Below are 22,831 nucleotides of genomic sequence, written 5' to 3' on the forward strand. Positions count from 1 at the left end.
AATTTCATTCCGCCCCGTTGACATCGATGTCAGTTTCAATCACCTGTTGAACAAATACTGAAAAAACACTGCTCCCACAGGAAACCCTCATGAATCGCCGCGAACTTCTTACCTCCGCCCTGGCCCTGGGTGCAGCGACCCTGGCCCCCGCCGCCCATGCCAAAAAGCCCGGAAAGTTCGTCGAAGGCACCTTTCCCGAAGGCTTCATCTGGGGCGCGGCAACAGCCGCCTATCAGGTGGAAGGCGCCTGGAATGAAGACGGCAAGGGCGAATCCATCTGGGACCGCTTCACCCTGGTGCCCGGCAAGATCCTGAACGGCGATACCGGCCGCGTGGCCTGCGACAGCTATCACAAATACCTGGAAGACGTGGCCCTGCTGAAGGCCATGAACCTGAAATCCTACCGCTTCTCGACTGCCTGGACGCGCATCCAGCCCGATGGCACCGGCCCGGCCAATCAGAAGGGCCTCGACTATTATTCCCGCCTGACCGATGCCCTGCTCGAAGCCGGCATCCGCCCCCTGCCGACCCTCTATCACTGGGATCTGCCGCAGGAACTGGAAGACCGTGGCGGCTGGCCAAGCCGCGACACCGCCCAGCGCTTCGCCGACTATGCTGATATCATGGCGCGTGCCCTGGGTGACCGCGTCCAAAGCTGGTCGCTGTTCAACGAATCCAAAGCGTTCACCCAGATCGGTTACTGGCAGGGCGCGTGGGCGCCGGGCCGCAAGGATCCGCTGGCCTTTTTCAAGGCGACCCATACGGTCAACCTGGCGCACGGCATGGGGTTCAAGGCGATGAAAGCGGTGAATCCAGGCTTGAAAATCGGCTCGGTGTTTGACGTCTCGCCACAGATCGCCTCGACCGAATCAGACGCCGATAAGGCCGCCGCCGTCTTCATGGACAAGCTGTCGAACCTGTGGTTCGTCCAGTCCGTTCTGACCGGCGCCTATCCGGACGGCGTTCTGCCAGCGGACAGGCAAAATGAGCTTCTGGGCTTTCTGCCCGGCGACGACAAGCTGATGCAGGCCGACCTCGATTTCATCGGTATCAACTACTATTCGCGCACCCGCGTCTGGGATGCGCAAAAGCCTTCGGGCGTACCCGGCCTGCTGTTACCCGATACCGAATGGGCCTTCGGCGACCACGAAAAGACCGATTTCGGCTGGGATATCTATCCGCAGGGCTTCTACGACATCCTGAAGCGGATACAGGCCGTCACCGGCAGCCGTCCTATCGAGATCACCGAAAACGGCGCCGCCTATAATGTCGGGCCCGACGCCACAGGCGCGGTTCACGACCCCAAACGCATCGCCTATTACAAAGGCCATCTCGACGCCCTGTCGCGCGCCATCCATGACGGCGTGCCGGTACGCGGGTATCATGCCTGGAGCCTGATGGACAATTTTGAATGGGCCGCCGGTTACTCCCAAAGGTTCGGCCTGACTTACGTCGATTTCGCCAACGACCAGAAGCGCACGATCAAGGACTCCGGCCGCTGGTACGGACAGGTCGCCAAGGCCAACCGCACGATATAAAACGCGCCTCGCCGGGAGTGGTCGCGCTGGATTAAAATTATGACATCGATGACAATTGTGCTTGACGGCCGGCACGGACTACGGGAAAACTCCCTGCTATAGCCGCGAGGCTATGCTTGAAGGGTGCCGTGCCTGCTGTTTCGCGCAGGGTACGGCCCGTTCTTCCCCAACTGGCTGTTTCGGTCTCAACCCCGAACACAATATTCCCGTGAAGCCCCTGGTCTTCACGGGCTTTTTTTTTAAATCGCATCCAGTTGCACAGTCTCGATGACATAATGGATAGGCTTGAAGGCATAGTTGTTGGATTGCAGGGCCGAGCAGGCGGTCAGGGCGACGATCAGGTCCATATGGGCCTCAAAAAGGATGTGATCCCCGGCTTTGCTCTTAGGCGCGTCAACCGTGAATGAGCCATCTGGCGCGATATTGACGTTCATGAAAATATTGAACGCGGTTGGGATCTGGTCAGGGGTCACGCCATAGGGTTCAAGCGCATGAGCCAGATTGCCGAAGCAGCCCTGGTGCGGATGTTCATCGCCATAGATGATGCGGAACGTATCCTTCGAGCAGGGCGTCAGCAGGAAATCATGCCGTCCGACCGTATCCTCCATGATTTTCAGCATGATGTTGGAGCGATTGGAATAGAGCGGATCACCCGTCGTCAGGAACAGCTTGGAGGCATAGTCGAGCGACCGGCCGGACGAGATCACTTCGTTGATATCGTGGGCATTGAAGGCCAGCATGTCCGATACCTGCTCGCCCTGGGGGTCAATCACCCGCAGGCGCTGGCCACGGTTCAGCCGGAAGGCGGCGCCGTGACGGGCGGGAATTTCAATGCGACGGCCTTCGGTGGTCATATCATCAGCGATCATGGTTCAATGCCTCATGGTGCGGTTCAAAAGGGCACCGCCAGTTTTCGGAAACGGCTCGCCCGCTGTATTGTCGGGCGGCGGATACATCGCCATGCACGGCCAGCATCGGATTAGGTGTACCGGCGAGGGCGATATCGCGGCTGATAATCGCCTGACTCAAGGTTTCATAACGTCCCTGGGCACGCAGGCGTTCAAACTGGTCGTGCGGATTGAAAACCAGGGCCGGCGTCATGAAGCGCCGCGCCGGGCGGCTGCTTTTGCGGGTTCAGGCCAATGAGAAAAAAGGCTTCGCCGCCGAAGCTGAGCGAAAAATGCGGATCGCCGGCATCGGGGCTTACACGCGGGTCGTAGGGTTGGTGCTTCGCGGCATCGATATCAGACAGAGCCTGCACCCTCTGCCACAGGGCCTGCTCGAACCCCTTTTCCGATAAATCTTCCGGACCACGAAACAGCACCGCCAGACTTTGAAACGGTTGCGGATCAGCCTTGTAGCGCGCGGCGAACCCGGCCAGGGCGGAATGAATGCGGGCGTCGTCCGCCGGGCAGCGGATATCCACGGCCACGAGGATATCGATGTGGTCGTGATTGAGCGCCGATTTGGCGCCGACACAAGGGTATTTTGCCTCACGGATCATGGCGCGGAATTGCGCGGTCAGGTCATCAGCTTTGATATCAGTCATAAACATGGCGGTACTCTTTATGTAATCAGTCTTTTCAAGGCCGCGGACAGGCGGTTCATGGAAATGATCTTGTCTCGCCACGACAAGGCGATGACCGGGCCGACATCGGTCTTGTTGACGTCGACGATATAGAGGCGGCCATCGCGGTCGCGCAGGATGTCCAGTCCGCCCCAATCGAGGCCCATCCGCGCATTGAACGCCGTAATCAGCGCCAGTTCCTCAGGTGAATAGACCTCGGCTGGATCGCGCAGCACGGCCTTGCGGTTATGGATGGCGAAGCGGCTGCCTTCCGGTTTGAGCTTGATCCAGACAACTACGGGGCGTCCGCCGACACAGGGTGTGCGCAGGTCGCGGCAATAGCCGTCCGGCCCGGCCGTGTCGATCAGGCGCTGGTAGCAAAAGCCATCACGACGCTGTGTTGGCGCCGTAACAATGCGCCCGTCATGGACGCCGTTCGTCTCGGATTTGGCAACGATATTCCCCTGAGCCGTTTCCGGGTCGACCAGCAGCGGATAGCCGAAAACCTCTTCAAAAACCCTGGCGACATGGCCCTTGCTGATATCGGTGCAGGCAAAATTCAGCCGACGCGCATTGAGGCTGGCCGGCGGCTGGCCCGACGTGACATCATCAAAATAAACCACCGCGTCGGCCTCAGCCTGACGTCCCCCGCATTCGATGCCTGCCCAGCGCGCCGCGCCGCCGAGCAGATACCACGGGCGCGGCCGATCCGGCACGAAGGCCAGGCGCTTCACGGTCCGGCACGTCAGCCGAGCCCAGGTAGCCACCGTCATCAGAATGGCCAGCCACACCACCCAGGAAGCGATTTCAGCCACCAGATGGCGATCGAGTCGCAACCGTATGGCGGTCTTGCGGATTTCCAGGTGTCCGTCACGCCAGGTAAAATCCCGATACCATGGCGGGACTGGCGCGGGCGCGTGGCCCACGGACGCGCCAGGCGGATGTCTTGCGTCTGACACAAGGCCCATTGAAATCAGCTCCGTTTAACACGATGCGCGCCGTTAAAATCTGAAAATCTAGTTGGTTTTCTTTTCGATGGCGTCGCCCGCCTTTTTCGACCGGGTTGCGATCCTTGAGCTGGTCGCCGGCCTTGTCGACGCCCTGAGGCAGGGCTTCCACCGCGTCACCGACGCGTTCGGGGCCGCTGCGCTTATCCGGCATGTTGAGCAGGAAAATGACGACGATGGCCAGGAGCGCCGCGCCACAGAGAATATAGATGCCGTTTTTGCCCATCACGGTCGCCCCGTCAGGACGAGAATGATGACAATGACAGCGACCAGGCCGAGGCCACCGCTTGGCCCATATCCCCAGCTCCGGCTGTGATTCCACGACGGCAGTGCGCCGATCAACAGCAGGATCAGGACGACAATCAGTATGGTGCCCAACATGGCGCAAACTCCCTCAAATCTGTGTGTGAGGTCGAGCATACTGACGCGCACGTAAGGATTACATGCGCAGCCCCGCCGCGAATTGTAAGTGAGGGATGGCCGGCTATGGCTCGCCGGAGCGCGCGATAACCGCCGGATCAAACGCGATTAAGCTCTGCCACCACGTCATAGGCGTCGCCGCGATACCAGCTCTGGGTAAATTCGGCGGCGCGGCCATCAGCGAGAAAGCCGCGGCGTTCGATGAAGAGGCCGGCATCTCCCGGACGGATGCCAAGGATTTCCGCCTGGTCGGCGCTGAAGGAGATGGCGCGCAGGCGTTGCAGGGCGCGCACCGGCCGATTGCCAGCAGCATCGAGCGCGGCATAGAGCGAATCCTCGACCACGCCCGGCGCCGGCAGGCAATAACCGGGAATGGTCGAACTTTCGAGCGCCATGGTCTGGCCGTCGGCATAGCGCAGGCGCTGGAAACGATAGACGAGCGTGCCGGGGGAGAGGCCCAGCGACAGCGATTCTTCGGGCGTTACCGCCCCGGCGGATTTAGACAGCCACTCCGAATGCGGCACGCGGCCGCGCGAGATCATGTCCTCGGAAAAGGACGACAGCTTGGAGAAGCTTTTTTCAACCCGGCTGGCGACAAAGGTGCCGGCGCCGCGGCGGCGCGTGATCAGCCCCTCACTGACCAGGCCATCGACCGCCTTGCGCACGGTGAGGCGCGAGACGCCAAACTCCTCCGCCAGGTCGCGCTCCGGCGGGATGGCGGCCTCGGGGCTGAGAACGCGCGACAGGATGGCATCCCGCAGCACCTTCTGAAGCTGCATATACAGGGGCGCCGGATCGTCGCTGACCAGCCTGCCGACGGTTTCAATAAATGACATCTGTTCTTCCCAATTGTTTTAGGTCTGTTTTTGGTCGGCAATCCATAAAAGGCCGGATCTGAATCACCGCTCAAAAAAACGCCGTTTTGAATGTGCAATCTATTGCACTGGTATTATCTCGTCAATCCTTGGCAAAGGCGAATTGATATAGAGCCGTATCAAATGCAAAGTCATATGACGACAAAATCCTCCTTGAAAAACAGTTATATAAAAATACTCTATTCTGAATTTTACGGGCGACCGCAAAGTCCCCCTCACTACGCAGTGATCTGCGAAAGAAATTGGTATTATCAGGGAGCGTCATCAAATAAGGCAATAAAATCAATTTGAAATAAGATCAGATAGCGGCCATTGGTTCTATATTGGATACTTAAATATCCATCACAGGTCTTGTCTAAGAATTGACAAGGTGCCGGCAGTGCGCCAACCTGCGACGAGAACAAAAAGCTTGGGGAGAGGCATGGACATGCAGCATACATCACACAGCCTGAAAAGCCTGCTTGCCGCTACCCTGCTATCGGCTACCGCGCTCATGCCGGCCAGGGCAGCCATCGCAGCACCGGCTGTAGCCAGTTTCGCCGATCAACTTGGCTACAAACTGACCGTGGTGCCCAATGCCACTCAGGACGGTTTCAATACCCGCCTCGACCTGACCCTACCCAGGAGCGACGCCCCAAAAAATGCCTGGGCACTCTATTTCGGCTCGGTCAGTCCAGTGGAGCCTGTTGGCGACAGCGTGTTCGACCTCACCCATATCAATGGCGACAACTATAAACTGACGCCAAAGGCCGGTGCCACCTTCACGCCTGGCGAGACCTATTCGTTCACCTGGGCCGGCCATGCGCCCTCCGAATATCTGGCCATGCCCAATGCCTATATCGTGACGGATGGCGCGGCTCCCGCCACTATCGCCGCCTCGCGCACCACATTCGATCCGGCGACCGGCCTCGAATCCCTGCCTTTTGTGACGCCGATCACAGACGAGGCCACCACCCGCAAAGGCCCGAAAGACGCCACACAATGGCTGACGCCGGAGCGCGCCTTCGTGCAGAATGCTTCCCGTCAGGTGGCACAGGCCAAGCCCGACATTATCATCCTGCCGACTCCGGTTTCAGCGAAGCACCTGGGAGGCCAGGCCCTCAATCTGACGACTGGTATGACTGTCAAACTCAATGGCCTGGCTATTCCGGATATCAAAGCGGCGCTCGATGCTTCCCACCTGAAGCTGACCTCGCGCGGCGTGCCTGTCGAAATCACCATTGGTGCGGGCCAGCCGGAATCCTATCACTTGCTGGCGCAAAACGGTAAAATCGCCATCACCGCGGCCGATGCCGCCGGCGCCGCCTACGCTATAGAAAGCCTGTCACAGCAGGCGGCTTTCGAGCATAACCGCCTGAAGCCGATCGAGATCAGCGACGCGCCGCGCTTCGGTTTCCGCGGCCTGCATATCGACCTGGCGCGCAACTTCCATTCCAAGGCCTTTATCCTCAACACCATCGATCAGATGGCCGAGTACAAGCTCAACCGTCTGCACCTGCATCTTGGCGATGACGAGGGCTGGCGGCTGGCCATCGGCGCCCTGCCGGAACTGACCGAGATCGGCAGTCATCGCTGCCATGACCTGAAGGAAGACACCTGCCTGCTGCCGCAGTTAGGCGCTGGTCCGCAAGGCTCGAAAATCGTCGATGGCTACTTAAGTCGCGCCGACTATATCGAGATCGTCAAGGCCGCTGCCGCCCGTCATATCGAGGTCATTCCCTCGTTCGACATGCCGGGCCATTCGCGCGCCGCCGTGCGTTCGATGGAGGCGCGTTACCGCCGCCTGATGGCCGAGGGCAAGCCGGACGCCGCCAATGAATTCCGCCTGCAGGATCCGGACGACAAAACGGTCTACGACTCGATCCAGCACTATAACGACAATACGCTGAACGTCTGTATCCCCTCGACCTATCATTTCATCGAAACCGTGATCGACGATATCAAGGCGATGCACGATGAGGCCGGCGTACCGCTGAAAATCTACCATATCGGCGCCGATGAAACCGCCGGCGCCTGGACCAATTCCCCCGGCTGTCAGGCGCTGGTGAAGGCAAAGGGCCTCGACCCGGCACATATGACCCCCTATTTCATCACCCAGGTATCGCAGATGCTGGGCCGAAAAGGGATAGAGCCCGCCGGCTGGAGCGACGGCATGGGCCATGTGAAGCCTGATGAGATGCCGAAGCAGGTGCAGTCCAATAGCTGGGGCGGCCTGTTCAGCGGTGGCGTGGCCGAAGCCTACCGCCAGGCCAACCGCGGCTGGGATATCGTGATGTCGACGCCCGAAGTCCTCTATCTCGACATGCCCTATGCACCCGATCCGAAAGAGCGCGGCATGGACTGGGCGTCGCGCGGCACCGACCTCTTCAAGGTCTTCGCCTTCATGCCGGAAAACCTGGCGGCCAATGCCAGCATCATGACCGATATCCAGGCCCACGGCCAGACCATCGCCGATACCGAGCCGCTGGAGGCCGGCCGTAAGATCACCGGGATGCAGGGCCAATTGTGGAGCGAGGGTGTGCGCGCCGACAGCATCGCCGACTACATGTTCTATCCGCGCGTGCTGGCGCTCGCTGAACGCGCCTGGCATACCGGCGCCTGGGAACCCGCCTATGTCCCCGGCAAGTCCTACAGCTATGGCGACCGCCAGGTCGATGGGAAAGCACTGCTGGCCGACTGGCAGACTTTCAATGACCGCCTGACGCCACGCCTGGCCGAACTGGACCGGGAACAGGTCGCCTATCGTCTGCCGCCGCCAGGCGCCCGCATCACCGGCGGCATTTTCGAAGCCAACCTGGCCTATGGTGATCTTAAAATTCAATACCGCACCCACGGCGGCAATTGGCGGACCTATCATGACGCCGTGGAGGTGAAGGGGCCGGTCGAAGTGCGGTCGGTGGCGCCGGATGACCAGCGGTTCAGCCGGATCGTTACAGTAAAATAGGGGGAAACACATGCACAGACAAAAGATCATCGGCGCGGCCGCTTTTATCGTCCTGACCGCCAGCGCGCTTTCGGCCTGTGGCGGCGGGGGCGGCGGCGGGATCAGCACCGGCGGTGGTGGCAGTTCGTCTTCATCCGCCTCCTCGTCGTCATCATCGTCTTCTTCCAGCAGCTCATCCTCATCCAGTTCGATCGGTGCGCCGGCAGGTTATAGTCTCGTTTGGGAAGATGACTTCTCGACCGACGGCCTGCCGGATTCCACCGTCTGGTCCTATGATACCCAGGCCAATGCCACCGGCTGGTACAATAACGAAAAGCAGTATTACGCCGCAAACCGGCTGGAAAATTCCAGCATCACCGGCGGCATCCTGTCGATCACCGCGCGCAAGGAAGACCTGACCTCGGCTGCCGATTACGGCGGCCAGCATTATACTTCGGCCCGCCTGATCACCCAGGGCAAGAAGAGCTGGACCTACGGCTATTTCGAGGTCCGCGCCAAGCTGCCTTGCGGTCAGGGCACCTGGCCGGCCATCTGGATGCTGGGGGAAAACGGTTCCTGGCCGGGCGCCGGCGAGATCGACATCATGGAACAGGTCAATTCCGATACCACCATCTACGGCACGCTCCATAACCAGCAGACGGTCAATACCGGCGTCACTGGCGGCACGCATATTTCCGTGCCCACGGCCTGCACGGATTTCCACATCTACCAGATGACATGGACGGCGGAGAAGATCGAGATCGGCGTCGACGGCACGGTCTACCAGACCTATACCAACGCCCATACCGGCCACGACCAATGGCCCTTCGACGAACCGCAGTTCCTGCTGCTCAACCTGGCGATTGGTGGCGACTGGCCGGGAACGGTCGATGACACCATCTTCCCCAAAACCTTCCAGATCGATTATGTGAAGGTTTATCAGAAGCCTTAAGCGCTCAGAGGCCGCGCAGGCTCGACGCAAAGGCGTCGACGGGCCTTGCCCTTGCCAAATCCCGACATCGGGATTTGGAGGTTCTGATCGTATCCTTATGACCCAAAGCCCATGGTGAGCCTCTTTCCAAGGAGGTTTCACATGGACACGCTGCATGGCGCCGAGGCGCGCGAAAAAATCTGGTCGCTGATCAAGGATATCCGCGTGGCGCAACTGGCCACGACCGATGACTCAGGCCGCATCTTCCACGCCCGGCCGATGATCGCCCAGAACCTGAAGGATTCGCAGGATGAGTTTGATGGCACACTGTGGTTTTTCACCTCCGGCGACAGCCGCAAAGCCCACGAGATCGCGCAAAATCCACATGCCCTGCTGACCTATGCCGATAACGGCAAACAAGCCTATGTGTCGGTTTCCGGCCAGGCCTATCTGGAACGCGACCGCGCAGTCATCGACGAATATTGGAATGACGCCAACAAGGCGTGGTTCCCGGAAGGCAAGGATGATCCGCATCTGGTCCTGATCCGCTTTGAAGCCGAGGACGCCGAATTCTGGCATGGCCCCGGCCCGGTTATCATGGGCCTGGCCTATTTGAAGACGCTGGTAACCGGCGACCAGCCGGATGTCGGCAAATTTGGCAAAGCCAATTTACAGATTTAGGGTGCTGCCTCCGCAGTTAGTTCGGCTTTTCTCAACGTCTCGGCATACATCTGGAACTGCGCTGCTGTACCACAAGCATCAGCCCCTCGTACATATTCCGTGAATTCCTTAGATCGGATTTCGTCGTTTGCAAGGATATTGTCGATATCTAGATAAGGAAATTTACGCATGAGCACCACAATAGTAGGCAAATCTCGTGGCCCTCTATACTTCAATCCAGCGGCTATGCGTACAGATTGTACACATGCGGCAGCGGTCATTAGAATATCTTTCTTGATTACAAAATCGGTATTGTACAATGCGGAAGAACCTTGCGTGGGGTGACCGCCACCGCCGCCGGTGGTTCTACCAGTGCCCATAACGTTAAATCTTCCGGCAGAATAGACCGGCATATTCCGATATGTCAGAGCCAGACCCAACCAGTAGTCCGCCGAGTAATGTTGTTGATAATGCGCAACTGTCAGCAACTCAGCGGGTGTCGGCTCCAGTACCCGTACCCAATTCACTGTCCGAATATCTATACCTGGATGCGCTTCCAGATAGGCATCCGATTGCGGTAAAAGACGCACTTCCATATCCTCAAGCTGCTGAGTGACCATGACCTCCTGGATATCGTCCAGCTGAGGACGTCCGGCTAACATGGCCAAACCTAGAATAGCTTCATCGCGTGCAGCCGGCTCTTTGGCGGCTTTTGTCGTCAGCGTATCTATAGGCGTATTGAGGGCCGCCTCGACATAGGGTTTCGACGCCACCACCAGCTTTTCCATGCGGATCTTAGATTGGGCCTCCAACGGCGCGGCCACGAAACCGCACAGCAAAGCACAAGCCAGCATCGTACGCATTCTTTCCCCCCAAACAAACTGAGCCGGCCCTCCCGGACCGGCTCATATCCCTATCTGCCTTTTTTAAACCTTTTGTGATGGCTGTTTAGTCCCACCCGCCTACATCTGCATGGTCCAGTTTTCGACGCCCATGGCCGCCTGGCGCACCGCTTCGGAACGGGTCGGGTGCGGATGGCAGGTGCGCGCCAAGTCTTCCGATGCGCCGCCAAAGGCCATCAGCACGCAGACTTCGCCGACCATTTCGCCGACCTGCGGGCCCATCATGTGCACGCCCAGCACCTTATCGGTCTTGGCATCGGCGATGAACTTCACAAAGCCCTCTGTCTCGTGGTTGATCTTGGCGCGGCTGTTGGCCATGAAGGGGAACTTGCCGGTCTTGTAGGCCACGCCTGATGCCTTGACCTGCTCTTCGGTCTGGCCGACCCGGGCGACTTCCGGGAAGGTATAGACGACCGACGGCACCAGGTTGTAATCGACGTGACCGGCCTTGCCAGCGATCAGTTCGATACAGGCAACCGCGTCTTCCTCAGCCTTGTGCGCCAGCATTGGCCCCAGAATCACGTCGCCAATGGCCCAGACGCCCGGCGCCGAGGTCTTGAAGTGGTTGGTCGGGATAAAGCCGCGCTGGTCCGGCGTAACGCCCACCGATTCCAGCCCCAGGCCCTTGGTGTACGGACGGCGGCCGATGGCCACCAGCACCACATCGGCATTGAGCTTTTCCTGTGCGCCACCGGCGGCGGGCTCCAGCGTCAGTTCCACACCCTTCGCGCCGGTTTTGGCCGAGGTGACCTTGGTGCCGAGCTTAAACGTGAAGCCCTGCTTGGTGAGGGTCTTCTGGAAGGCGGTCGCCGTTTCCGTATCCATGCCCGGCGTGATGCGATCGAGGAACTCGACCACCGTCACCTGCGCGCCGAGGCGGCGCCAGACGGAACCCAGTTCGAGGCCGATAATGCCGGCGCCGACGACAACCAGCGACTTCGGCACGGCGGGCAGCGACAGGGCGCCGGTGGAATCGACAATCTGCTTCTGGTCGACATCGACGCCCGGCAGCGGGGTCGGCTCCGAGCCGGTGGCGATGACGATGTTCTTCGTGGTCAGGTTCGAAGTCGTGCCGTCATTACCGGTCACGGTCACTTTTCCGGGGCCGGCGATCTTGCCGAAGCCGGTATAGTAGGTGACCTTGTTCTTCTTCATCAGGAACTCGACGCCCTTGGTAAGCGCCGTGACGCTGTCCTGCTTGGCCTTCATCATCTGGACGAGATTGAGCTTCGGCGCCGGCACATCGATGCCGATGGTGCTGAACTCATGACCGGCCGCTTCGAACAGTTCCGAAGCGTGCAGCAGGGCCTTTGAGGGCATACAGCCGACATTCAGGCAGGTGCCGCCCAGCACGCCGCGCGACTCGACGATGGCGGTTTTCAGGCCAAGCTGGCCGGCGCGGACGGCCGCATTATAGCCGCCGGGACCACCGCCGATGATCACTACGTCGAAATTGTCGTCAGCCATGCGAAAGCCCTCTCACATAAGGAAATCTGTTGAGCGTTAGCTAGGAGCCTCGCCCCTTCGGGTCAAGTCAATTACGCAAGGCTTGAGGACTTTTTTGCGCCCCGGATCAGGACAGCGCGGCGCGCCCGACCTTCGGTATCGGCCGGAAGCGCGACATGTAGATGAAAAAGCCCAGAACCAGGGCCACCAGGGTCAGGGTATAGCGCGGATCCCAGCCGGACAGCACGTTGAACAGCTTGTCGGCCAGGCCCAGGCTGCGGTCACCATTGGTCAGATAGGTCAGGATCAGGTCGGCCGCGAACCCCAGCATGTAGATAAAGGCGGCGCGGAAATTGCCGTTGGCATGAAGAAAGGCCGCCAGCAGGTACAGCGTAATCACCGCGCCCCACAGCCAGACCACGGGCTGGTTGTCCGTGACGATCGCCGTCACCGCCGTATCGCCCTGGATGGAATCGGTCATCGGCGCGACCTGTTCACCAGGCATAGGCGCATTGAAACCGCCGGAATAATCGGTGGAATCCATAGACCGCGACGCGATCGTCGGGCCGTTATCGACCGGTGGAAACAGAAAGGCTTTGACGACCGGGAAAGCGATCCAGGCGACGTAAACAATCACCACCAGAACGAGGAAGCCCCTAACATACTTCATCCTGTCACCTGTCCATGGGTTTATGATTAAGATGAGCTTAACCCAAAGGACGGGCATTGGCCAGTCCTGCAACTGTGGCTTATTTATCGGTCCAGTTCTGCGGTGACAGGCCGAGAGCGTAGCCTTTGTCAAAGACCTTGTTCATGCTTTCGGTATCGAAGGCCAGCATCCCGCCATCGATGAAGTCATCCGGCATGGCCGTAACCGACATGCTGAGATCATTGCGCTTGGCAAAGGCTTTCAGCGCCACCAGGGTGACGCGCGCCTGGGCCTTGGTAATGGTTTCCAGGCTGCGGGCGGCAATGGTGACGGCATTGTTCTTCGTCACCGCATAGGCCGGATTGATCTTGCCATTGACCAGCACATAGACATGGCCGCCGTGGCGCAGATCGGCCGGCACAGTCCAGTCGAGCATCGATTCCGGCAGGATGAAGAACGGCAGAGTCACGCTGCCATCGACGTGCATTTCCTGCAGCGGATGGCCCTTCGGCCCCATGGCATCCGGATTCTGGTCGCCAACCGTATCGGTCTCGATCATCACCGGCGCGAAGGCTCCAGGCACGCTGGCCGAGGCCACCAGCACCTTGCAGAATAACTCGCGCGCTGCCACCCGCTTATAAGGGTGGGTCTGCGCTTCCAGGGCGATGGCGCCCAGATCCCAGACCACGCCTTCCTGGCTGTCGAGATTGGTAGTGGCGACGAACAGCCGCCGGCCTTTCAGATGTTCGCGGGCAATGGCAGCCAGCAGGTCGTCATCGATATAGCGCGCCACCAGATCACGCAGTTGGCCAGCTTGGAAAATGCCCGGCGTGAAGGCGGCGTAAAGGCCGCGCTTGTGCGTCAGCTTGGCCGCCGCACCGCTGGTATAGGCATCGCGCAGCCGGGCGTCATAGTCCGGGCCAAGAAAAGCAAACGGCGCGATGAGGGCGCCGGTCGAGACACCGGTCACGACATTGAACTGCGGCCGGTCGCCCCGTTCGGTCCAGCCGATCAGCACCCCGGCGCCAAAAGCGCCATCCGCGCCACCGCCGGACAGGGCCAGTATCTGGTAGGGGCCACTGGCGGGCGTCTTGGCGGCCGTGGCGCGCATGTCTGTTTCCAGCCGGCCGGCCAGGGTCGGATCATCGGCATTGAAGCGGGCATTGGGAAATTCCGGCACACTGGCCGCCGCCGCTTCATTCAATACGGTGGCATCGCGCGGTACGGTCAGGCAACCGGTCAGACCGGTGAACAGCAATACGACGAAAAGACGCTTCATTTGCACATTCCACAACGAAAACCCGCCGTCACGGATTACCATGACGGCGGGCCAAACGCACTCAAAACTATGGTGACTTAGACGTCGAGGATAAAGCGCTGCGGGTCTTCCAGACCTTCCTTGATGCGAACCAGGAAGGTGACCGCTTCCTTGCCATCGACGATACGGTGATCATAGGAGAGCGCCAGGTACATCATCGGGCGGGCGACGATCTGGCCATTCACCACCATCGGACGCTGCACGATGTTGTGCATACCCAGGATACCGACCTGGGGCATGTTGAGGATCGGCGTCGACATCAGCGACCCGTAGATGCCGCCGTTAGTGATCGTGAAGGTGCCACCCTGCAACTGATCGATGGTCAGCGTGCCGTCACGGGCCTGCTTTCCGAGCGCGGCAATGCCCTTTTCGATGCCGGCGAGCGACAGGGTATCGACATCGCGCAGGACCGGAACCACCAGGCCCTTTTCGGTGCCGACGGCGATGCCGAGGTCATAGTGGTTCTTGTAGATGATATCGGTGCCGTCGATCTCGGCATTGACCGCCGGGATATCCTTCAGGGCAGCGACGACGGCCTTGGCGAAGAACGACATGAAGCCGAGCTTGACACCGTGACGCTTTTCAAAAGCGTCCTTGTAGGTATTGCGCAGGGCCATGACCGTGGTCATGTCGACCTCGTTGAAGGTCGTCAACTGGGCGGCCGTATTCTGCGACTCTTTCAGGCGGCGGGCGATGGTCTGGCGCAGGCGGGTCATCTTCACGCGTTCTTCGCGCGGACCGGTGGCGCGCGGCGCGACCGGGGCGGTAGCAACCGGCGCCGGAACCGGCGCCGAAGCGGCCGGTGCCGGGGTCGAGAGGGCAGCCAGGGCGTCGCCCTTGGTGATGCGGCCATCCTTGCCGGTGCCCGAAACGCTGTTCGGATCGAGGCCGGTTTCGGAAACAATGCGCTGCACGGCGGGCGACAGCGGCTTGTCAGTGGAAGTAGCGGCGGCAGCCGGGGCGGCGGGTGCAGCCCCGGCCGGGGCCGAGGCGACAACGGCGGCCTTGCCGTCGGTCGAGATGCGGGCGATGGTCTGGCCCGGTGTGACCGTGGCACCATTGGCGGCAACGATCTCGACCAGCACACCATCGGCGGGGGCGGAGACTTCGACCGCGACCTTGTCGGTCTCGATCTCGACCAGGACTTCGTCCTTCTTCACGGCGTCCCCGGCATTCTTCGACCAGGTGCTGATCGTGCCTTCGGCCACCGATTCACCCATGACCGGGGTCTTGACCTCGATCAGAGCCGCGCCTGAAGCCGCAGGGGCTGCCGGAGCAGGTGCGGCCGGGGCCGCAGCAGGAACCGCAGCCGCTTTCGGGGCGGCCGCAACAGCGCCAGCGCCACCGACCGTGCCGAGCACGACGCCCGGCGTGACGGTTTCGCCTTCACCAACGAGGATTTGCAGGACGCCATCCGAAGGCGAGGCCACTTCGAGCGAAACCTTGTCGGTTTCCAGCTCGACGAGGATCTCGTCCTTCTTGACGGTGTCGCCGGACTTTTTCGTCCACTTGGCGATTGTGGCTTCGGTTACGGATTCTCCCAGGACGGGAACGAGGATGTCAGCCATAGGTCAGGCTCCAGTTTTGAATTTTTGTGTGCTGTTCAGCGAATGGAATGAGAAACGTGAAAGGAAACCTCCGCCCTTAGGCGAAGGCTTCATTCAAGAAGGTTTCGAGTTCTTTGAGGTGGCGGCTCATCGTGCCGGCGGCGGTCGAGGCCGAGGCCGGACGACCGACATAACGGGCGCGCTTGGCCTTGACGTTCAGGCGGTCGAGCGTCAGTTCCAGCCACGGCTCGACAAACGTCCAGCCGCCCATGTTCTTCGGCTCTTCCTGGCACCAGACCAGCTCGGCATTTTTGAAGCGGCCCAGTTCGGTCATCAGCGACTTCATCGGCCACGGATAAAACTGCTCAAGGCGCATCAGGTAGACGTCCTTGATCTGCTTCTTTTCGCGGTCTTCGAGCAGGTCGTAATAGACCTTGCCGGAGCACAGCACCACGCGGCGGATCTTGTCGTCCGCGGCGATCTTGATGCCGGAAACCTCTGGCCTGCGCTCGGCATCATCGTGCAGCACGCGGTGGAAGGACGAGCCCTCGGCGATTTCCGACAGCGACGAGACGGCCTTCTTGTGACGCAGCAGCGATTTCGGCGTCATCAGGATCAGCGGCTTGCGGAACGGCCGGTGGATCTGGCGGCGCAGGATGTGGAAGTAGTTCGATGGCGTCGTGCAGTTGGCGACCTGCATATTGTCTTCGGCGCACATTTGCAGGAAACGCTCCAGGCGGGCCGAGGAGTGCTCCGGCCCCTGGCCTTCGTAGCCGTGCGGCAGCAGCATGACGAGACCCGACATACGCAGCCACTTGCGCTCACCCGAAGAGATGAACTGGTCGATGACGACCTGGGCGCCATTGACGAAGTCGCCGAACTGGCCTTCCCACAGGGTCAGCGTGTTCGGGTCGGCCAGCGAGTAGCCGTATTCGTAACCGAGGACCGCCTCTTCCGACAGGGCCGAATCGATGCCTTCATAGAGGGCCTGGCCGTCACGGATGTGGTTGAACGGGAAGTAGCGGTTTTCCGTGCGCTGATCGACAAAGGCCGAATGACGTTGGGAGAAGGTGCCGCGGATCGAGTCCTGACCTGACAGGCGGACCGGGAAGCCTTCATCCAGCAGCGAGGTGAAGGCGAGCGACTCGGCGGTGGCCCAGTCGAGGTTCTCGCCGGTCTCGATCATCTGGCGGCGCGCTTCCATGACGCGGCGCAGGGTCTTGTGGGCGTCGACATCGTTCGGGATCGTGGTGATCTTGGTGCCGAGTTCGACGAGCTTGGCGCGCGGCACCGAAGTGCTGCCCCGGCGCTCGTCTTCTTCCGGCAGGCCGAGGCCCGACCACTTGCCGTCCAGCCAGTCGGCCTTGGTGGCCTTGTAGGTCTTGCCGGCTTCGAATTCGGCATCAAGGAAGGCATCAAACTCGGCGATGAAGCCATCGACCTCACCTTGAGTCAGCACGCCCTCGGCGATCAGGCGCGACGAATAGAGTTCGCGCGTCGACGGATGGTCCTTGATCTTGGCGTACATCAGCGGCTGGGTGAATGTGGGGTCATCGCCTTCGTTATGGCCGAAGCGGCGATAACAGAACATATCGATGACCACGTCCTTGGCGAACTTCTGGCGGAACTCGGTCGCCATCTTGGCGGCGAAAACCACGGCTTCCGGATCGTCACCATTACAGTGCAGGATCGGCGCCCGGGCCATCAGGGCCACATCCGACGGATAGGGCGACGAGCGCGAATAGCGCGGCGCCGTGGTGAAGCCGATCTGGTTGTTGATGACGAAGTGCAGGGTGCCGCCGGTGCGGTAGCCCTTCAGGTCCATCAGGGCCAGACATTCCATGCCGACGCCCTGGCCGGCGAAGGCCGCGTCGCCGTGGATCAGCAGGCCCATGGCCATGCCGCGATCCGGCCCCTTTTCAGAAGCCAGGGTGGCGGCATCGGTCTGGCCGCGCAGATGGAAGGCTTGTTTGGCGCGCGTCTTGCCGAGCACGACCGGATTGACGATTTCAAGGTGCGACGGGTTGGCGGTTAGCGACAGGTGGACGGTGTTGCCGTCAAAGGCGCGGTCCGAAGAGGCGCCCATGTGGTACTTCACGTCCGACGAACCTTCGATATCGGCCGGCAGGGAAGACCCACCCTCGAATTCGTGGAACATGGCGCGGTAGGACTTGCCCATGACCGCCGTCAGGGTGTTCAGGCGGCCGCGGTGGGCCATGCCGAAGATGATGTCCTTAACGCCGAGCGCGCCGCCGCGCTTGATGATCTGCTCCAACGCCGGGATCATGGCCTCACCGCCATCGAGACCGAAGCGCTTGGTGCCGGGGAAGCGACGATGACAGAAGCGCTCGAAGCCCTCGGCCTCGATCAGCTTCTTGAGGATGGCGATCTTGCCTTCTTTCGTGAAGGAGATTTCCTTGTCGCGGCCTTCGATGCGTTCCTGGACCCACGCCTTTTCGGCCGGATCGGCGATATGCATGTACTGCACGCCGACATTGCCGCAATAGGTGCGGCGCACGATGGTGAGAATTTCCTTAAGGGTGGCCGATTCCAGGCCCAGCACGCCATCGATGAAGATGCTGCGGTCCATGTCGGCGGCAGTGAAACCCCAGTATTCCGGCGTCAGTTCCGGATTCTGATGCACCGGCTCCAGGCCGAGCGGATCGAGGTTCGATTGCAGGTGGCCGCGGATACGGAAGGCGCGGATCAGCATCAAAGCGCGGATCGAATCGCGCGAGGCGGCCTGCAGGTCAGCCGGCGAAACGCCCGGCGTCTTGGCGGCGATGGCCTTTTCGACCTTGGCCTGAACCGCCGGCCACACGCCATCCATCGCCGACATCAGCTCGTCGCGCGGCGTGTTGACCGGGTTCGCCCAGCCACCGACATTCGCGTTGGCGGCGACGTTTTCCGGCCGGTCCATGAGGGAATCGAAAAAGGCGCGCCATTCGGGAGAAACCGAATTGGGATCCTGCGCCCAGCGCTCCTGCATCATCTCGATGAAGATCGCGTTTGTGCCGTAGAGAAACGAGGTCTCGGCAAAGACCTGATTAAGCCGACTGGAATCGTCCGCCATGTGTGCAACCATCGAGACGGCCAATTACGACACCGTCTCCCTTTCGCAATATGTAGTGTCCAACCACCCTTGGGGCTTGAGGACGATGTGGACCGTGGCCAATAACGACACCACGCTCCGGTTTTTTGGCCGGTTTTGGGCCGGCTATTTATATGCTGCCTGGCAAGCCACGCAGCAATAACCCTATTACACGAAAATATGCCCCAGGGCCATAAGGCTCTGGGGCATAAATCAGACTATTTAAAGACCCTTTAAAACGCTCAGAAGCGTTTCACCGAGCGCTGCCGGAGACGGGGCCACCTTGATGCCCGCCGCTTCCATGGCTGCGATCTTGTCTTCCGCGCCGCCCTTGCCGCCGGAGATGATGGCGCCGGCATGGCCCATACGGCGGCCCGGGGGGCCGTGCGCCCGGCGATGAAGCCGGCCATCGGCTTCTTGCGCCCGCGCTTGGCTTCGTCACGCAGGAACTGCGCGGCGTCTTCTTCGGCCGACCCGCCGATTTCGCCGATCATGATGATCGACTTGGTAGCTTCGTCGGCCAGGAACATTTCGGGGACGTCGATGAACTCGGTGCCCTTCACCGGATCGCCGCCGATGCCGACAGCGGTGGTCTGGCCGAGGCCGGCGTTCGTGGTCTGGAACACGGCTTCATAGGTGAGCGTGCCCGAGCGCGACACAACGCCGACCGAACCGGCCGAGAAGATGTTGCCCGGCATGATGCCGATCTTGCACTGGTTCGGCGTCAGCACGCCGGGGCAGTTCGGCCCGATCAGGCGCGACTTGGAGCCTTGCAGCGCCTTCTTGACCTTGACCATGTCCAGCACCGGAATGCCTTCGGTGATACAGACGATCAGTTCCATCTCGGCTTCGATCGCTTCGAGGATCGAGTCAGCGGCGAAGGGAGGCGGCACATAAATGGCGGTGGCGGTAGCGCCGGTGCGATCCTTGGCTTCGGCAACGGTGTCGAAGACCGGCAGACCGATATGGGTCTGGCCGCCCTTGCCCGGCGTAACGCCACCCATGACCTGGGTGCCGTAGGCGATCGCTTGCTCAGAGTGGAAGGTGCCTTGCGCGCCGGTGAAGCCCTGCGTGATGACCTTGGTGTTTTTATCGATAAGAACGGACATTGTGACTTAACCCTTCACAGCCTTGACGATCTTGGCGGCCGCATCGGCCAGATCGTTGGCGGCGATGACATTGAGGCCGCTCTCGTTGATGATCTTTTTGCCGAGTTCGACATTGGTGCCTTCGAGGCGAACCACGAGCGGCACCTTCAGGCCCACTTCCTTGACGGCGGCGATGACGCCCTGCGCGATGATATCGCACTTCATGATACCGCCGAAGATGTTGACCAGGATGCCCTTCACCTTCGGATCGGAGGTGATGATCTTGAAGGCCGCGGTGACTTTTTCAGTGGTCGCGCCGCCGCCGACGTCGAGGAAGTTGGCGGGCTCGGAACCGTAGAGCTTGATGATGTCGAGCGTGGCCATGGCCAAACCGGCGCCATTGACCATGCAGCCGATTTCGCCGTCGAGGGCGATGTAGCTGAGGTCGAATTTCGAGGCTTCGATTTCCTTCTGGTCCTCTTCCGTTTCGTCGCGCAGGGCAACGATATCCGGATGGCGGAACAGGGCGTTGGAATCGAACGATACCTTGGCGTCAAGCACGATCAGCTTTTCATCACCCGTGATGATCAGCGGGTTGATTTCCAGCATGTCCATGTCCTTGGCATTGAACGCCGCGTACAGTTGCTGGAGAAGCTTGGCGCCCTGCTTGGCGACATCGCCCTTGAGGTTAAGGGCCTTGGCGAGCGCACGGGTGTGGGTCGGCCAGACGCCGGTGGCGGGATCGATGGTGAAGGTGTGGATCTTCTCGGGCGTATTGTGGGCCACGTCTTCGATGTCCATGCCGCCTTCGGTCGAAGCGACGACCGAGACCTTGGAAGACACGCGGTCAACCAGGAGCGACAGGTACAGTTCCTTGGCGATGTCGGCGCCTTCTTCGATATAGAGGCGGTTGACCTGCTTGCCGGCAGCACCGGTCTGGTGGGTGACCAGCACGCGGCCAAGCATTTCATCGGCATTGGCCTTGACATCTTCCGGCGACTTGACGACGCGGACGCCGCCCTTGGCGTCAGCGCCCAGGCCCTCGAAGCGGCCCTTGCCGCGCCCGCCAGCGTGAATTTGCGATTTGACGACGAAAACCTTGGAGCCGGCTTCCGAAGCCAGTGGTCTTGGCGGCCTTCAGGGCCTCGTCGGGGGAGAAGGCGGCATATCCGCGCGGAACGGCAACGCCGAACTCTTTGAGGACGGCCTTGGCTTGATGCTCGTGAATGTTCATGGAACCGATCTTGGCAATTTGCAGAACTTAGGGAAGTGCCCGCCAGACCAACCGAAATTGGCGCGACCGGCCCTGATGAGAGGGCGAACTCCGTTGTCCGTCCTAAGTGATCGGGCCGCTTTATAGAGAGCCGCGCGTCTGTGTGCAACTGCTCACACACATAAAATTGATGTTCGACGTGATTTTGATTGCGTGATCTTTTGCTTGCCGCACAAACAATGGTAGCGCTACCGCAATGCCAGCCACGGCGACAGCGTTGTCAGACCGCTATCACCACATCGCTGAAAACGTATACGATTTAAGGCTCAACCAAAGACCATCTGCCACATCAGGCGTCCCGGCAGGAAGGTGAAGAGGCCAGCCACCAGCAGGGCACCGACATAGAGGTTGATCGCCTGCTTGCGATGGGTGCGGATATCCTTTTTCCGCGCGGCATAGACCAGCAGCGGCACCACCACCAGGGTGATGCCCGATAGGATATGGATAAAGCTGAACTGGCCGTGATTGATGATCTTGATAAAGAGGAGGACACCGCCACCGTCATCATGAAGATCACCCACGTCCAGCCGAGGATGCGATGCAGGCCGGTGCCCTTGGGGCCGAATATCTGGATGGTGCCGATGACAAAGGCCGCCAGCGCCGCCAGAAGGTGAATCTGGATCACCAGCGGCACATGGCCGATCAGGGCCAGGTTCGGCAAGTGCGGATGGGCGTAGTGGTCGAGGAATGTCATGGAATATCCGTGAAAATGGGATGGCCTTTGAAAAGCGGATGCCCCATAAGACAGCGTTCAGTTCTGGATGCCCGGCCCCATGCGTGAATCGCCCGACCTAATTCGTGAAATGCCGCCCCGCGCCGCTGGCGCTTCGTCAATGACACGCCTGATCATGACCATTGTCGGCCCTTACTGGCTGCGCACCTATGGCATCGCACTCGGCATGGCGTTGCTGCTCACCTTCACGGCCGCCAACGGGACGGACAGCGTGCCGCTGGTGGTCCGCTTCCCCTACTGGCTGATCCTGATGGTTTTCGGCACGCTGATCGCGCAGGTGACCGGCCGGATGCTCGACCGCTTTGCCAGCCTGAATCTGTGGCAGACCATAGCGGTGATGATCGTCATCACCACGCCGCTGATCTCTGTCATGGTCTGGCTGGTGACGGCGACCTTCAACAGCGATCATGCGCTCGATCCGTCACGCCTCGTTCGGCTGGTGGAACCCGTCCTGGTGATCACGGTGGCCATGGCGGCGCTGCACGTCCTGGTCAACGGCACACCCGCCCAGAGCCACGCCTTTGCGCCGGATGTGCAGACTGAACCGGGCGCGACTTTTCGTGAACGCCTGCCGTTCAAATTCCGCCATGCTGAAATTCACGCCCTGGAGGCCGAGGACCATTATCTGCGTGTCCATACAGCCGCCGGCGACACCCTGATCCTGATGCGGCTTTATGATGCCATCCGCGAACTCGATGGCATCGAAGGCTCGCAGACACACCGGTCCTGGTGGGTGGCCAAGGCCGCCGTCATCGAAACGGTCCGCAGCAATGGCCGCGTCAGTTTCATGCTCAAGGACGGTCTGTCGGCACCCGTCAGCCGCGGCTTCGCCAAGGCCCTGAAACTGGACGGCTGGCTGTAAA

19 protein-coding genes and 2 pseudogenes are annotated in these 22,831 nt (G+C 60.5%); 5 read left to right on the forward strand and 16 right to left on the reverse strand.

Features of this window, described 5'->3' with window-relative positions:
* Positions 1-89 precede the first annotated feature (89 nt).
* Positions 90-1,538 carry a GH1 family beta-glucosidase gene (locus tag NVV72_05710; protein MCR6658850.1) on the forward strand — a complete coding sequence of 483 codons (1,449 nt, stop codon included), beginning with the start codon at positions 90-92 and terminating at the stop codon, positions 1,536-1,538.
* Between the two features lie 239 nt (positions 1,539-1,777).
* On the opposite strand, the gene NVV72_05715 is transcribed toward NVV72_05710, so the two are convergent.
* The 7 genes from NVV72_05715 to NVV72_05745 form a co-directional block, all read right to left on the reverse strand.
* The gene (locus NVV72_05715) at positions 1,778-2,407 is read right to left on the reverse strand and encodes an urea carboxylase-associated family protein (protein ID MCR6658851.1); all 630 of its coding nucleotides are present in this window, start codon (positions 2,405-2,407) and stop codon (positions 1,778-1,780) included.
* Positions 2,397-2,639 carry a YqcI/YcgG family protein gene (locus NVV72_05720; protein MCR6658852.1) on the reverse strand — a complete coding sequence of 81 codons (243 nt, stop codon included), beginning with the start codon at positions 2,637-2,639 and terminating at the stop codon, positions 2,397-2,399. Before NVV72_05720 ends, NVV72_05715 begins: the two co-directional genes overlap by 11 nt.
* Positions 2,599-3,087, reverse strand: a complete 489-nt coding sequence (locus NVV72_05725; protein MCR6658853.1) for a YqcI/YcgG family protein — start codon at positions 3,085-3,087, stop codon at positions 2,599-2,601. Before NVV72_05725 ends, NVV72_05720 begins: the two co-directional genes overlap by 41 nt.
* 17 nt (positions 3,088-3,104) lie before the next feature.
* A complete protein-coding gene (locus NVV72_05730) occupies positions 3,105-4,031 on the reverse strand; it encodes a hypothetical protein (protein ID MCR6658854.1) in 927 nt (308 codons plus the stop codon).
* Positions 3,976-4,341, reverse strand: coding sequence for a hypothetical protein (locus NVV72_05735; protein ID MCR6658855.1), 366 nt, complete (start codon positions 4,339-4,341; stop codon positions 3,976-3,978). Before NVV72_05735 ends, NVV72_05730 begins: the two co-directional genes overlap by 56 nt.
* Complete coding sequence (locus NVV72_05740; GenBank protein MCR6658856.1) at positions 4,338-4,493, reverse strand: DUF3309 domain-containing protein; 156 nt, start codon at positions 4,491-4,493, stop codon at positions 4,338-4,340. Before NVV72_05740 ends, NVV72_05735 begins: the two co-directional genes overlap by 4 nt.
* A gap of 137 nt (positions 4,494-4,630) precedes the next feature.
* Complete coding sequence (locus tag NVV72_05745) at positions 4,631-5,368, reverse strand: GntR family transcriptional regulator (GenBank protein ID MCR6658857.1); 738 nt, start codon at positions 5,366-5,368, stop codon at positions 4,631-4,633.
* A gap of 466 nt (positions 5,369-5,834) precedes the next feature.
* Here NVV72_05745 and NVV72_05750 point away from each other — a divergent pair, with 466 nt between their 5' ends.
* The 3 genes from NVV72_05750 to NVV72_05760 all read left to right on the forward strand — a co-directional run bounded on the left by NVV72_05750 (position 5,835) and on the right by NVV72_05760 (position 9,942).
* Positions 5,835-8,351, forward strand: coding sequence for a carbohydate-binding domain-containing protein (locus NVV72_05750; protein MCR6658858.1), 2,517 nt, complete (start codon positions 5,835-5,837; stop codon positions 8,349-8,351).
* A 10-nt stretch (positions 8,352-8,361) separates the two neighbouring features.
* Positions 8,362-9,282: a glycoside hydrolase family 16 protein gene (locus tag NVV72_05755; protein ID MCR6658859.1), complete on the forward strand. Its 921-nt coding sequence runs from the start codon at positions 8,362-8,364 to the stop codon at positions 9,280-9,282.
* A gap of 141 nt (positions 9,283-9,423) precedes the next feature.
* A complete protein-coding gene (locus NVV72_05760; GenBank protein ID MCR6658860.1) occupies positions 9,424-9,942 on the forward strand; it encodes a pyridoxamine 5'-phosphate oxidase family protein in 519 nt (172 codons plus the stop codon).
* Here the strand turns inward: NVV72_05760 and NVV72_05765 are convergent.
* From NVV72_05765 to NVV72_05805, 9 genes and pseudogenes are all read right to left on the reverse strand, one after another.
* Positions 9,939-10,784: a hypothetical protein gene (locus NVV72_05765; protein MCR6658861.1), complete on the reverse strand. Its 846-nt coding sequence runs from the start codon at positions 10,782-10,784 to the stop codon at positions 9,939-9,941. The two genes, NVV72_05760 and NVV72_05765, sit on opposite strands and share 4 nt — an antisense overlap.
* Positions 10,785-10,883: 99 nt before the next feature.
* Positions 10,884-12,290 (reverse strand): dihydrolipoyl dehydrogenase, encoded by a 1,407-nt coding sequence (gene lpdA, locus NVV72_05770; protein MCR6658862.1) that lies wholly within the window; start codon positions 12,288-12,290, stop codon positions 10,884-10,886.
* A gap of 106 nt (positions 12,291-12,396) precedes the next feature.
* A complete protein-coding gene (locus NVV72_05775) occupies positions 12,397-12,939 on the reverse strand; it encodes a hypothetical protein (GenBank protein MCR6658863.1) in 543 nt (180 codons plus the stop codon).
* A gap of 79 nt (positions 12,940-13,018) precedes the next feature.
* On the reverse strand, positions 13,019-14,197 hold the full coding sequence (locus tag NVV72_05780) for a patatin-like phospholipase family protein (GenBank protein ID MCR6658864.1): 1,179 nt from the start codon (positions 14,195-14,197) through the stop codon (positions 13,019-13,021).
* A 77-nt stretch (positions 14,198-14,274) separates the two neighbouring features.
* A complete protein-coding gene (gene odhB, locus NVV72_05785) occupies positions 14,275-15,804 on the reverse strand; it encodes a 2-oxoglutarate dehydrogenase complex dihydrolipoyllysine-residue succinyltransferase (GenBank protein ID MCR6658865.1) in 1,530 nt (509 codons plus the stop codon).
* Positions 15,805-15,880: 76 nt separating this feature from the next.
* Positions 15,881-18,856, reverse strand: a complete 2,976-nt coding sequence (locus NVV72_05790) for a 2-oxoglutarate dehydrogenase E1 component (GenBank protein ID MCR6658866.1) — start codon at positions 18,854-18,856, stop codon at positions 15,881-15,883.
* Between the two features lie 240 nt (positions 18,857-19,096).
* A pseudogene (gene sucD, locus NVV72_05795) lies at positions 19,097-19,983 on the reverse strand (succinate--CoA ligase subunit alpha).
* 6 nt (positions 19,984-19,989) lie between these two features.
* Positions 19,990-21,196: pseudogene (gene sucC / locus NVV72_05800) on the reverse strand (ADP-forming succinate--CoA ligase subunit beta).
* A 305-nt stretch (positions 21,197-21,501) separates the two neighbouring features.
* Complete coding sequence (locus NVV72_05805) at positions 21,502-21,756, reverse strand: hypothetical protein (GenBank protein MCR6658867.1); 255 nt, start codon at positions 21,754-21,756, stop codon at positions 21,502-21,504.
* Between the two features lie 312 nt (positions 21,757-22,068).
* Between NVV72_05805 and NVV72_05810 the strand changes: the two genes are divergently transcribed.
* Entirely contained in the window at positions 22,069-22,830 is a 762-nt protein-coding gene (locus tag NVV72_05810) for a LytTR family transcriptional regulator (GenBank protein ID MCR6658868.1), read from the forward strand.
* Position 22,831: the final 1 nt, after the last annotated feature.

This window comes from Asticcacaulis sp. (genome assembly GCA_024707255.1).
Lineage (GTDB): Bacteria > Pseudomonadota > Alphaproteobacteria > Caulobacterales > Caulobacteraceae > Asticcacaulis.